Raw genomic sequence first — 12,094 nt, 5'->3', positions numbered from 1 at the left:
CGTGCGGAGAACTGTATGTGGCGACAGACTCTGATTACCCTGCGGGCGAGGCCCCGGGGCTTTCATCTGGTAACGGACGAGTTACTCGCCGGCTTGCCTGAACTCAAGGCATGTCGGGTCGGTCTGTTGCATTTGTGGCTGCAGCATACCTCGGCCTCGTTGACCATCAACGAGAACGCCGATCCGGCGGTACGTCGCGACTTCGAACGATTTTTCAATCGTCTGATCCCACAAGGAACAGACGGCTATGAGCATAACGACGAAGGCCTGGACGACCTCCCGGCGCACTTCAAGGCCAGCGTACTTGGCTGTCAGCTCAGTTTGCCGATTTCGGCAGGCCGACTGGCGCTGGGGACCTGGCAAGGCGTTTATCTGGGCGAGCACCGTGATTTTGGCGGTGCCCGTAAAGTCCTCGCCACCGTGCACGGTGAAGAGGCATAAAACTGCTGGTTACCAGCGGTGGTTGATTTTTTTCCGGCAGCCGTCGACAGACGGCGAAGCTGGGCTATAACTAATCTGCTTTTCGCAAGTCATGAGGTAGAACATGAGCGACGATGATCTGGAAAACGACGACCTCGAAGTAGGCGACGACGACGAAACCGAAGAAGGTCTGGAAACAGCAGCGGAAGACGTTGCTGACGACGATGGCGGTGAAGCGCCCGTTCCGACCGCCAAAGGCAAAGCCAAGGCAGCGGTGTCGGTCGATGAGCTGCCGAGCGTCGAAGCGAAAAACAAGGAGCGTGATGCTCTGGCGCGGGCCATGGAAGAGTTCCTGGCCAAGGGCGGCAAGGTGCAGGAAGTGGAGGCCAATGTGGTCGCCGATCCTCCCAAGAAGCCTGACAACAAGTACGGCAGCCGGCCTATCTGAGGCCGCCGCTTGCTTGCTGAAAAAGCCCGCCGTCGCTGCGGGCTTTTTCATGGGTAAAACAAAACTTTTGAGCCTGCGTCGATTCCCTGTGGGAGTGAGCCTGCTCGCGATAGTGGTGTGTCAGGCAATACAAATACTGAATGTCACTCCGCTATCGCGAGCAGGCTCACTCCCACGAGGGGGATATCGGTGATCTCAATGTTAGTGTTGGGCGTTCCAGAGGGCCAATAACCCCGGCAACTCGGTCAAGCTGCGAATCTCGGCATCCGGTGCCTTTTCGGCTTCCCAAACCTTGCCGGCCGGGTTAAACCAGATCGCCCGCAATCCCGCCTGCTGGGCGCCGGCAATGTCATCGCCGGGATGATCGCCGATATGTACCGCTGTTTCGGCAGTCGCGCCGCCCCGCAGCAGCGCTTCATGAAACAGTCGCGCATCGGGCTTGGCGATGCCGATGTCTTCGGCGCACAGGGCAAACTTGAAGTAGTCCGCCAGCCCGAGCCGGCGTACATCGGCGTTGCCATTGGTGACCACGCCGAGGGCATAGTGATTGGCCAGAGCCTCCAGGGTCGGTTGCACCTCCGGGAAGATTTCCAGCTGATGCCGCGCATGCAGAAACACTTCAAAACTCTGATCGGCCAGGTCTGAAGCCTGACCCTGGTCGTAACCGGCCTCTTCCAGCGCGTGGAACAAGACTCGGCGGCGCAGGGCGCTGATGCGGTGCTTGAGGCTTGGTTCGCTGTTGAGGATCCGCTCGCGAATCGACCACAAATGCTCCACCGGCACGGCGCCCAGGTTCGGTGCATGCTCGGTCAGCCATTCACGTAATACGGCTTCGGCGCTGACGATCACCGGGGCGGTATCCCACAGGGTGTCGTCGAGGTCGAAGGTGATCAATTGAATTCTCATGACTCATCGCCTTTGATGCGTTTGGCCCGTGGATGGGCGCTGTCGTAAACCGTCGCCAGGTGCTGGAAGTCCAGGTGGGTGTAGATCTGGGTGGTTTTGATGTCCGAATGGCCGAGCAATTCCTGAACCGCCCGCAGGTCCTGGGAGGACTCCAGCAAATGGCTGGCGAAGGAGTGCCGCAGCATGTGCGGATGCAGGTTTTGTCCCAGTTCGCGCTCGCCAGCGGCTTTAACCCGTACTTGAATCGCCCGTGGGCCGAGGCGCCGGCCTTGCTGGCTGACAAACACCGCGTCGTCCGCCGGGTTGGTCATGGCCCGTAGCGGCAGCCACAACTCCAGCGCTTCGCGAGCTTTTTTGCCCACTGGCAACAGTCGAGTCTTGCTGCCCTTGCCGAGCACTTGAACCATGCCATCGGCCAAGTCCAACTGGTCCAGATTGAGCCCGGTCAGCTCCGACAGCCGCAAACCTGAGGAATAGAACAGCTCCAGGATCGCCTGATCCCGACGCGCCAGAAAATCATCTTCCACCGCGCCCTCAAGCAGTTGCAGCGCACGGTCGGTGTCGAGGGTTTTCGGCAGCCGGCGTTCGCCCTTCGGCGGTGCCAGGCCGTTGGCCGGGTCGTGATCGCACAGACCTTCGCGGTTCAGATAGTGATAAAGCCCGCGCACCGCCGACAGCAGCCGCGCCAGGCTGCGGGACGATTGGCCTTGTGAATGCAAGCGTGCGATCAAGCTGCGCAGGCGTTGAATGTCCAGGGCCGCCCAGCTGCTGATGTTCTGTTTGACGCACCAGCCCAGCACTTTGTCGAGGTCGCGACGGTAGGCATACAGCGTGTGGGGCGACACCTGCCGCTCACTGCGCAAGTGTTCGCAGTAAGCGTCCAGTTGTCGTTCCATGGTCAGCGTACCGAGCGCAGGGAGGTATTGACCCGTGGCAGCACGCGGCCCATGACTTCGGCGATGTAACTGAGGAACAGCGTGCCCACCGAGCTCTTGTAGTGCTGCGGGTCGCGGCTGGCGATGGCCAGCACGCCATGGATGCCCTGATGGCTGATGGCGACGACGGCGGTGGAACCGATCTGCTTGCGCTGTTCTTCGCCAAACAAAAAGTCCAGTTCATGCTCACGCAAGCTGCCGCTGACGCTTTTGTCTTCCGAGAGCAAACCACCGATGGCCGTTTGCGCGTCGGCATGAGTCACCCAGCGGCCGACCGGCATCGGGTTGTCACCCAGCAGGATCAGGCTGACGAAGGGCACCTGGAAGTCCTGGCGCAGACTGTCTTCGACGCTGATTACCACGTCTTCCAGGCTGGTGGCGTCCATTAGCGCGAGAATCAGGCGGCGGGTCTTGTCGAAGAGGCGGTCGTTGTCGCGGGCAACGTCCATCAAGTGCGAGAGGCGATGACGCAACTCGATGTTGCGGTCGCGCAGGATCGTCATCTGGCGTTCGACCAGCGAGATGGTGTCGCCGCGCTGGTGCGGAATACGCAAGGTTGCGAGCAGGTCTTCATGCTCGACGAAGAAATCCGGATGAGCCTCCAGGTACGCGGCAATCGCCGCCGCCTCAAGGCTTTCGGAAGGGGATTCGTCGGGCTGTAGGGCGGGAACCTGGGGCTTATCTTTCATGGATTCGACTCTCTCAAAGACGCACTTGTCCTTCATAAACGCGCACTGCCGGGCCGGTCATCATGACCGGTTGGCCAGGGCCTGCCCATTCAATGGACAAACGCCCGCCAGGCAGGTCGATCAATAGCGGCGAATCCATCCACCCCTGGCTGATCGCGGCCACTGCGGCAGCGCAGGCGCCGGTTCCGCACGCCTGGGTTTCCCCGGCCCCGCGTTCCCAGACGCGCAATTGCGCGCGGTTTCGGTCGATGACCTGGAGAAAGCCGACATTGACCCGCGCCGGAAAGCGCGGATGGTTTTCGATTTTCGGCCCCAGTTCATGCACCGGTGCATTGTTGATGTCGCTGACCCGCAGCACGGCATGGGGGTTGCCCATGGACACGGCGGCCAGTTCGACCGCAGTGCCGTCGACGTCAACCTGATAACTCAGGGCCTGTTCCGGCGCGTCGAACGGAATGTCGGCCGGCACCAGGCGCGGTGCGCCCATGTTGACACCGATCTGCCCGTCGCTGCGGATATCCAGTTCGATGATGCCGCTTTTGGTTTCAACGCGGATCAGCCGTTTCGCGGTCAGGCGCTTGTCGAGCACGAAGCGCGCGAAACAGCGCGCACCGTTGCCGCACTGTTCCACTTCGGAGCCATCGGCGTTGAAGATCCGGTAGCGGAAATCCACGTCCGGGTTACTCGGCGCTTCGACGATCAGCAACTGATCGAAACCGATCCCTGTGTGCCGATCGCCCCATTGCTTGGCGTGTTTGGGCAGGATGTGCGCATGCTGGCTGACCAGGTCAAGGACCATGAAGTCATTGCCCAGGCCGTGCATCTTGGTAAAACGCAGCAGCATGGGTTTACTCCGGCAGCAGGCTTTCGCCAGCAAACAACTCGGCTACCGTCTCACGGCGACGCACTTCAAATGCCTGATCACCGTCCACCAACACTTCAGCGGCACGGCCGCGGGTGTTGTAGTTGGAACTCATGACAAACCCGTAGGCACCGGCCGAATGCACGGCCAGCAGATCGCCTTCTTCCAGGGCCAACTCACGATCCTTGGCCAGGAAGTCGCCGGTCTCGCAGATCGGGCCGACGATGTCGTAGGCGCGAGCGACGCTGTTGCGCGGGCGCACGGCGGTGACGTCCATCCAGGCTTGATACAGCGCCGGGCGGATCAGGTCGTTCATGGCCGCGTCGACGATGGCGAAGTCTTTGTGTTCGGTGTGCTTGAGGTACTCGACCTGGGTCAGCAGCACGCCGGCGTTGGCGACGATAAAGCGACCCGGCTCGAACACCAGCGCCAGGTCACGACCGTCGAGACGCTCGCGCACGGCCTTGATGTAGTCAGCAGCCAATGGCGGCTCTTCATCGCGATAACGCACGCCCAAACCACCACCGAGATCGATGTGGCGCAGGTAAATGCCGCAATCGCCGAGGCGGTCGACCAGGCCCAGCAGGCGGTCGAGGGCATCGATGAACGGCGGCAGGGTGGTCAGTTGCGAACCGATGTGGCAATCGACGCCGACCACTTCCAGGTTTGGCAGTTGGGCGGCGCGGATGTACACGTCTTCGGCGTCGGCGATGGCGATGCCGAACTTGTTCTCTTTAAGACCGGTGGAAATGTACGGGTGAGTGCCGGCGTCGACATCCGGGTTCACGCGCAGCGAGATCGGCGCGCGAACGCCCAGCTCGGCGGCGACGACTTGCAGACGTTCCAGCTCATCGGTGGATTCGACGTTGAAGCAGTGCACGCCAACTTCAAGCGCACGACGCATGTCGTCACGGGTCTTGCCGACACCGGAGAACACGATCTTGTCAGCAGTGCCGCCAGCGGCCAGTACGCGTTCCAGTTCACCACGGGAAACGATGTCGAAACCGGCGCCCAGACGCGCCAGGACATTCAGTACACCCAGGTTGGAGTTGGCCTTGACCGCAAAGCAGACCAGATGCGGCATGCCGGCCAGCGCATCGGCGTAAGCCAGGTATTGAGCTTCGATGTGCGCACGGGAGTAAACGTAGGTCGGTGTACCAAAGCGCTCGGCGATGGCGGACAGGGCAACCCCTTCCGCGAACAGCTCACCGTCACGGTAGTTAAAAGCGTCCATGGCGTTCCCTTAGTAGACGTCGTGCTTGTGGGCTTTCGACGGAGTCTGCTGCGACGATTTGGCTTGCTCTGCAGGGTCCTGATTTTCATCAGGCAGGTACAGGGGGCCTTTTTGACCACAGGCCGACACAAGGCAAGCAACCGCGACGAGCGCAGCAAGGGAAGAGATCAGGCGCTTCATGGCGAAATCCTTGAAAATGCGTTAATTGCGCCGGAGTATACCGGCCACCCGGCAGCTTGCCTATGCAACGGGGCTCCCGTCCGGCGGGGCTTCGCACGATGCCTGCCAGTTATGTGCAATCCATTGTGGGAGCGGGCTTGCTCGCGAAAGCGGTGGTTCAGGCAACAAAGATGTTGAAGGTGCTGGCCTCTTCGCGAGCAAGCCCGCTCCCACAGGTACAGTGTTTGATGTACCTATATCGGCCCTTGGTCGTTATCCTTTGCAATCACCGGGGCTCGCCCGTATCTTGCGGCGCTTGAGCGTGAGTAGACACTTTTTGAGGTTCCCGCAATGAGTTTGACTGAAGCCCGTTTCCACGACCTGGTCGATGCCACCCAGCAGGCGCTGGAGGATATTTTTGACGAGTGTGACCTGGATATCGATCTGGAGAGCTCGGCCGGTGTGCTCACCGTCAAGTTCGAAAACGGCAGCCAATTGATCTTCAGTCGTCAGGAACCGCTGCGGCAGCTGTGGCTGGCGGCCGTGTCCGGCGGGTTCCACTTCGATTACGACGAAGAGAGCAAGCGCTGGATGTGTGACAAGAGCGACGAACAACTCGGCGAGATGCTCGAGCGCATCGTCAAGCAGCAAGCTGACGCCGAGCTCGATTTCGAAGGACTGTGAGATCGTGACCCAGCCTGTGCCCGTTCGTGCGCCAAAACCGCTCTACAGCAATGTCAGCCCGGCGGTGGCTTCGCCGTGCAGCGGCGTGTGTCGGCTGGATGAGCAGAAGGTCTGCCTTGGGTGTTTTCGCCATGTCGAAGATATCCGCGAATGGCGCTCGGCCGATGATGAGCGGCGGCGTGTCATCTGCGCCCAGGCGGCGCAGCGCAAGACCGCCACCTGACGCCTTCACGCGACCTGTAGCAGCTGGCGAAGCCTGCGTTCGGCTGCGCAGCAGTCGTAAAACCTGAATGTTCGGTACTCCTGATGCACCGTTCGCCTGATCCCACGACTGCTACGCAGCCGAACGCAGGCTTCGCCAGCTGCTACAAAAGTGTGTCGTCGCCCCTCACTTGTATATTTATTGAGCTGTGATAGTGTCGAGAAACGCCTCAACCCATCGAGGCTCGTGAAAACCCCGCCTTTTTCTGGCGGGGTTTTGCTTTTTCTGTGCAGAAGAAAGGAGTCTGCCCAAATCATGACCGCACCTTCAATCACCCTTACCCGTCTGGACGTGCAACGTCTGGAGCGCCTGATCGACAGCCTGGATGACACGCTGCCGGGCGTTATCGCGCTGCAAACCGAACTGGATCGCGCCGATAGCGTGGTCGGTCACGATGAAGTGCCCGCCGATGTCGTGACCATGAATTCCCGTGTGCATTGCCGTGAAGAAGGCAGCGGCAAGGACTATCACCTGACGCTGGTTTATCCGAAGGATGCCAATGCCGACGAAGGCAAGATTTCCATTCTGGCGCCAGTGGGCAGTGCGTTGCTCGGCCTGAAGGTGGGTCAGCACATCGACTGGCCGGCTCCGGGCGGCAAGACGCTGAAACTGACCCTGCTGGAAGTCGAATCGCAGCCGGCCGAGGGCGGCCACTTCCCCGAGTAAATCCTCAGACCTGCTCGAGCGCCTCGTTCAATGCGCGCTCCAGGTCAGCCTTGTAGCGCAAATACAAAATGCTTGAACTCTGACCATCACCGAGCAGGCCTGACAGGTCCAGGTCGGTGATGTAGCAGCGATAGCGTTCGGTTTCACGGCGCTGCTCGACGATTTCCCGGGCGACCACGCTGAACAGTCGTTCGCCATGTTCCAACTCTGAAAATTCCCGCTGATTGCAATACAACGTGACCTGCACCTGCCCCGGTGCGGCTTTGCCGACAATCGCCTGCACATCGTAGAACGGTTTGTTGACCGGGGTTTGCGGCGCTGGCCGGGATTCGACCCGACGCGCCCTTACGGGGCCGGAGGGCAGCAGTTGGTAATACAGGATGTCCAGACTCTGGGGCTGGGCGACTTCCATCGGCAGCAAGGCGTCGCGTCGGTACTGGATCGATTGCAGGAAACGTTGCAGCGGCACCAGCAGGCTTTGCTCGTCGTGGTAAGGCAAGCGCTGCTGCCACAGGACATTGAGTTCATCCAGCACGTACAGGTCGGCGTGGTATTCGTTGATCCGGTAGAACACCTGAATGCAATCGGGCTGCCCCATTGGCAGGACCAGCGCCAGGTCGTGGTCTTCCAGCACCATCGGGTCCAGGTGCAGCGGGCTGTAGCTTGCCCGTTCTTCGCCCAGGTAATCGATCAGCGCCGGCAGCGTGTCCAGGGCGATATGTTTGACCTGGCCGGGCACCAGTTCGAGCACGTGGTAGTGCTGCTGGACTTGAATCAGGTAGCGATGATTGAGCTGGCTCAACAGCAGGTTCTGCGCGGTGTCGAGGATCTCTTCGACCCGCCGGGCGATGAATTGCGCGCGGTTGTGGCAGAAGCATCGAACCCGCAACGTGGGTTGTTGTAGCCCGCCGGGCAGGTTGTTGAGGTAATCGCGCACGCAGTCGAGCAGCGCGTGAGGGCCGTCGAAGCGGCTGACCAGCACTTCGTTCCAACTGTTGAGCGTGACCTGATCGAGGGTCAACACCAGGTTTTCCCGGACGCCGGCGTAACTCAGGGAGTCGGTGCGCTCGGTGGTCATCAGGATGTTCAGGTCGCGGTGGTGCTTGAGTGGATCGACGCCGACATTCACCAGAATCAGCACTTCGCTCGGCACACTCGCGCGCAGTAACGGTTCTTCGGCGACGGTTGTCAGCGGCAGCGCGATGCTCTGTTGCAGGCTGCCGAGCAGGTTGAACAGTTCGAACTCGCTCAGGTCGCTGGTGCCGGGATGCAAGGCCAGGCGAGTGCTGCTGTCGATCACGCCGTTGCGGTGACACCAGGTCAGCAGTTCCAGCAGTTGGCGGCTGCGCTTGATCGGTGCGAAATGCTCCCATTCGAGGGCTGTCAGGCTGCCGTTGTACAAACCCCACTGAGTTTGCCCCGATTCTTTCTTGTTCGGCGCGTGTACCAGCGTGAGGGTGTCTTCGGCCAGATCCGGGGCGATGCCAGGGTTGATGAACTCGATCTTGTCGGCCTTGCGCTCGAACGCTGCGTACAGCCGTCGACCCAGTACGTTGAGGTCGCGCTTGTTGATCAGGCTGACAGTCTGTTCGTTGCGGGCGAATTGGGTCAGGAAACGGTAGCTGTAATTGAGCTCCTTGACCAAGGCCCTGCGTTCAGAGCCGACCTGACGGACCTTCCACTGGCTGCGACTGTCGAGCAGGGCCAGTTGACGATGATCCCACTGCCATTCGTGGGCCAGGCGTTCGAGCAACGAGCGCTGCCAGCTCTGCGTGCGGCTGTTGCTGCCGGTGAGTTTGCGATTGACCTTCAGGTACAACGCCCGGCGCACCAGCTCCAGGCGTTCCGGTTCGCCACGGGCGGTGAGGTATTCCTCGATGCGCCGGTAAACCACGATGTACGGATCCAGCTCATCAAGGTCGAGCTGATTGGCAAACACCGCTTGCTTGAAGCGCAGGCTCAGGCAATGAACCTTGGGGTGTTCGCTGGCGTACACTTCGATCAGCAGCAGTTTGAGTACCGATTTGTAGGGCGACTCGATGCCCTTGAACAACTGCCAGAGCCCGGCGCCGATAAATTCGCCGGGCGGGATATTGGCCAGATGGCCCAGGTCGAGGGTTTCATCGGCACGGATGAAGCGCTTGGACATCAGCGTGTGGGTGTAACGGTCGTAGCTCGCTTCTTCGTAGACGGGCACCAGCCACCAGATGGGCGTGCGTCCGGCCAGCCAGATCGCGGTGCGATAAAACTCGTCCAGCAGCAGATAGTGCTGGGTGGTGCCGCAGTCTTCCGAACTCAGTTGCGTATCACGTTCGCCGCGTACGAAACGGGTCGGGTCGATCAGGAAGAAATGCGCCTCGGCACCCTGACTGGCAGCCCAGGTTTCGAGGAGCTGGCATTTTTTGCGCAGTTCAGCGAGCTCGCTTTCGCTCAAGTCCGGCCCGTGACAGACCCACACGTCCATGTCGCTCTGGTCGGCCTGGGCGAGAGTGCCGAGGCTGCCCATCAGGAACAGGCCGTGAATCGGTCGCGGCGGATTGCTGCCATGGCGGGGTTTATAAGAAAACGAGCGGGTCAGGCGTTGGGCTTCGGCCAGGGTGTTGGCGTCGGGTTCGTAATTCGACAGCCCGGCCGGCGCACTGCCCGAAACGTACCCCGGCAACAGCGGATGATTGACGTGGAAAAACAGCGGCAACAAGGTCAGCACGGCTTGCTGGCGGGTCGACAACCCTTCCATGGCGCGGGCCATGCGGCCTTCGTTGAGCTTCAGAAAGCGTGCGCGCAGTTGACTGAGAACCTTGCGGTCGATTCCCTCGTCCAGATCGGGGCGGATTTCATGGGGGCGGGTCATGTCAGCTCAAACCGGCTCGCGGGGCTCAGACGTGATTGTCTGCGGATGAGGGGCAGTTTAGCGCCTCGGCTCCAGGACTTTTAAGCTGATTTTGTTTTTCTGGCGTCAGATTTTTACGCGGGGCGACGGCAGGTAACAGGGCAGGTAACGAAATGTGCCCGCGGAAATCCCGTAACAGGGGTTTCCGTGGGCGCGACGGTAATGCTCAGGCAGTTTCCCGCACGTTGAGAATGGTCAGAACGGTTTGCACATTTTGCGCGGCGTCACGACCCAGACTGGTCAGATAACCACCATCTGGCTGGGTGATCAGTTCTTTGTCGAACAGTCTTTGGGCGGCGGCAATGGCTTTCGGGGCAGCGGTCTGATGAATTTTCAAACCTTCCTGGGAACTGTCCAGGTTGAAGAGTGCGAGGATTTCCAGTTCGGCAACCAACTCAGGGGTAAGCGACATAAGGACTCCAGACTTTCTAGGAATTGGACGACAGCGCCCCTAAGGTGATCCCACTCGGGCGGCATGTCCAGTGCTCGCGACAGGGTTTTTTCGCCTTGGGAAGCATTCCCCGGTGGGTGGTGCGGCAGCGGGGTGGGTTCAGTGTAGTCAGGGTCTGGGGGAGGGCGGGACTGATGGGTGACAATTTGTGTGGAAACGGACTTTTGTGGTTGTGGAGGTTGCCTGTGGCGAGGGGGCTTGTCGGATCGCCGCACCGCCCCGTTGGGTCGCGAAGCGGCCCCAAAAAGCTCACGACTGCTGCGCAGCCGAACGGGGGCAAGCCCCCTCGCCACAGAAGCCAGCGTCCAACAAGTAGCGGTTATTTCTTTTCGGGCGGCAACTCTGGCAATGCACGCAGCGCAGCTTCGTACCACTCGGTGTTGAACGCGCGGTCTTCTTCGAGGATCGCGTCGATTTCCACGGCCAAAACGTGGGCCATCAGATTGAGGATTTCTTCACGTTCGTAACCCACCAGGGTCAGCTTGTTGAAGGTGGCCTTGGCGGCTGGCGGATTGTCGCTTTCGATCTGGTTTTCGATGGCTTCGACCAGGGTGTTTTCGGCGAACTCTTCTTCGTCGATCTCGTCGTTGTTGATGCCGGGGGTTGGCTCGCTCATGGCAGGCTCCTCAAGTTAAGGCGGCCAGTTTACCTGCATTCAGCGCTGTGATGCTGCTGGCAAGAAACGTCGCGGCATTCTATAAAAGGCACCTGCCAACCCCGCACGGCCTGGAGGCGATGTGATGCTCAAGCTTTATGGATTTTCCGTCAGCAACTACTACAACATGGTCAAGCTGGCGCTGCTCGAGAAGGGACTGCCATTTGAAGAGGTCCTGTTTTACCCGGGGACGAGCCCGGAGGCATTAGCCATCAGCCCTCGCGGGAAGGTGCCGGTGCTGGGTGTCGAACAGGGTTTCATCAACGAAACCAGCGTGATTCTCGAATACCTCGAACAAAGCCAGAAAGGCACGCCGCTGTTGCCGAGCGATCCCTTTGAACGTTCGCAGGTGCTGGCACTGGCCAAGGAAATCGAGCTGTACATCGAATTGCCGGGGCGTGCCTGCTACGCCGAAGCATTTTTCGGCATGACGGTGCCGGATGCGATCAAGGACAAGACCAAGGCCGAGTTGCTGCTGGGGTTTGCCTCACTGGGCAGGCACGGCAAGTTCACCCCTTATGTGGCAGGTGACAGCCTGAGCATTGCGGATTTGTATTTCCTCTACAGCGTGCCGTTGGCCTGTGCGGTGGCGCAGAAGCTGTTTGACCTGGATTTGCTGGCGGAGATGCCGGCGGCCAAGGCGCTGCTGGAGCGTCTGGGGGAAAAGCCGAATGTGCAGCGGATTGCAAAGGACAAGGACGCGGCAATGCCAGCGTTTTTGGCGATGGTCGCCGGCAAGAAGTAGGTTTTACCGCGTCTTCAAGACCGCTTTGCGAGCAGGCTCGCTCCCACAGGGGTTTGTGTTTTAGCTCACGATCATCGGGGGCATGGTC

General features: G+C 60.3%; 15 protein-coding genes. 6 read left to right on the top strand and 9 right to left on the bottom strand.

Features of this window, described 5'->3' with window-relative positions; translation table 11 throughout:
- Positions 1 to 15: 15 nt before the first annotated feature.
- The gene (locus AC3WP4_RS13235) at positions 16 to 441 is read left to right on the top strand and encodes a secondary thiamine-phosphate synthase enzyme YjbQ (protein ID WP_076029317.1); all 426 of its coding nucleotides are present in this window, start codon (positions 16 to 18) and stop codon (positions 439 to 441) included.
- A gap of 103 nt (positions 442 to 544) precedes the next feature.
- Positions 545 to 868, top strand: coding sequence for a dormancy-specific transcriptional regulator SutA (gene sutA / locus AC3WP4_RS13230; RefSeq protein ID WP_046045079.1), 324 nt, complete (start codon positions 545 to 547; stop codon positions 866 to 868).
- 201 nt (positions 869 to 1,069) lie between these two features.
- On the opposite strand, the gene AC3WP4_RS13225 is transcribed toward sutA, so the two are convergent.
- Genes AC3WP4_RS13225 through lptM form a run of 6 tightly spaced genes read right to left on the bottom strand, consistent with a single transcriptional unit; the run spans position 1,070 to position 5,674 of the window.
- Positions 1,070 to 1,774 carry an HAD family hydrolase gene (locus tag AC3WP4_RS13225; protein WP_102614569.1) on the bottom strand — a complete coding sequence of 235 codons (705 nt, stop codon included), beginning with the start codon at positions 1,772 to 1,774 and terminating at the stop codon, positions 1,070 to 1,072.
- The gene (xerC, locus tag AC3WP4_RS13220; RefSeq protein WP_008150257.1) at positions 1,771 to 2,670 is read right to left on the bottom strand and encodes a tyrosine recombinase XerC; all 900 of its coding nucleotides are present in this window, start codon (positions 2,668 to 2,670) and stop codon (positions 1,771 to 1,773) included. The genes AC3WP4_RS13225 and xerC overlap by 4 nt, the downstream gene beginning before the upstream one ends.
- Positions 2,671 to 2,672: 2 nt before the next feature.
- A complete protein-coding gene (locus AC3WP4_RS13215) occupies positions 2,673 to 3,398 on the bottom strand; it encodes a DUF484 family protein (RefSeq protein ID WP_074871905.1) in 726 nt (241 codons plus the stop codon).
- Positions 3,399 to 3,411: 13 nt separating this feature from the next.
- A complete protein-coding gene (dapF, locus tag AC3WP4_RS13210) occupies positions 3,412 to 4,242 on the bottom strand; it encodes a diaminopimelate epimerase (RefSeq protein ID WP_102614570.1) in 831 nt (276 codons plus the stop codon).
- A gap of 4 nt (positions 4,243 to 4,246) precedes the next feature.
- Complete coding sequence (gene lysA / locus AC3WP4_RS13205) at positions 4,247 to 5,494, bottom strand: diaminopimelate decarboxylase (protein WP_076029321.1); 1,248 nt, start codon at positions 5,492 to 5,494, stop codon at positions 4,247 to 4,249.
- A 9-nt stretch (positions 5,495 to 5,503) separates the two neighbouring features.
- Positions 5,504 to 5,674 carry an LPS translocon maturation chaperone LptM gene (gene lptM, locus AC3WP4_RS13200; protein WP_074871901.1) on the bottom strand — a complete coding sequence of 57 codons (171 nt, stop codon included), beginning with the start codon at positions 5,672 to 5,674 and terminating at the stop codon, positions 5,504 to 5,506.
- A 330-nt stretch (positions 5,675 to 6,004) separates the two neighbouring features.
- Here lptM and cyaY point away from each other — a divergent pair, with 330 nt between their 5' ends.
- The 3 genes from cyaY to rnk all read left to right on the top strand — a co-directional run bounded on the left by cyaY (position 6,005) and on the right by rnk (position 7,265).
- Complete coding sequence (gene cyaY, locus AC3WP4_RS13195; protein WP_046053810.1) at positions 6,005 to 6,337, top strand: iron donor protein CyaY; 333 nt, start codon at positions 6,005 to 6,007, stop codon at positions 6,335 to 6,337.
- Between the two features lie 4 nt (positions 6,338 to 6,341).
- The gene (locus tag AC3WP4_RS13190) at positions 6,342 to 6,560 is read left to right on the top strand and encodes a DUF1289 domain-containing protein (RefSeq protein WP_102614571.1); all 219 of its coding nucleotides are present in this window, start codon (positions 6,342 to 6,344) and stop codon (positions 6,558 to 6,560) included.
- A gap of 294 nt (positions 6,561 to 6,854) precedes the next feature.
- Positions 6,855 to 7,265, top strand: coding sequence for a nucleoside diphosphate kinase regulator (rnk, locus tag AC3WP4_RS13185; protein ID WP_074871896.1), 411 nt, complete (start codon positions 6,855 to 6,857; stop codon positions 7,263 to 7,265).
- Positions 7,266 to 7,269: 4 nt separating this feature from the next.
- Here the strand turns inward: rnk and AC3WP4_RS13180 are convergent, their stop codons facing one another.
- From AC3WP4_RS13180 to AC3WP4_RS13170, 3 genes are all read right to left on the bottom strand, one after another.
- A complete protein-coding gene (locus AC3WP4_RS13180) occupies positions 7,270 to 10,116 on the bottom strand; it encodes a class I adenylate cyclase (protein ID WP_102614572.1) in 2,847 nt (948 codons plus the stop codon).
- Positions 10,117 to 10,321: 205 nt separating this feature from the next.
- Positions 10,322 to 10,567 carry a TIGR02647 family protein gene (locus AC3WP4_RS13175; RefSeq protein WP_008150272.1) on the bottom strand — a complete coding sequence of 82 codons (246 nt, stop codon included), beginning with the start codon at positions 10,565 to 10,567 and terminating at the stop codon, positions 10,322 to 10,324.
- A gap of 358 nt (positions 10,568 to 10,925) precedes the next feature.
- Positions 10,926 to 11,222 carry a hypothetical protein gene (locus AC3WP4_RS13170; RefSeq protein ID WP_074871893.1) on the bottom strand — a complete coding sequence of 99 codons (297 nt, stop codon included), beginning with the start codon at positions 11,220 to 11,222 and terminating at the stop codon, positions 10,926 to 10,928.
- A 124-nt stretch (positions 11,223 to 11,346) separates the two neighbouring features.
- Here AC3WP4_RS13170 and AC3WP4_RS13165 point away from each other — a divergent pair, with 124 nt between their 5' ends.
- Positions 11,347 to 12,006, top strand: coding sequence for a glutathione S-transferase family protein (locus AC3WP4_RS13165; protein ID WP_074871892.1), 660 nt, complete (start codon positions 11,347 to 11,349; stop codon positions 12,004 to 12,006).
- The last annotated feature ends 88 nt before the right edge of the window (positions 12,007 to 12,094 follow it).

Source organism: Pseudomonas sp. FW305-20 (assembly GCF_058788075.1).
Note: the sequence above shows the minus strand (reverse complement) of the source record. Positions and strands in the feature narration are given on the sequence as shown.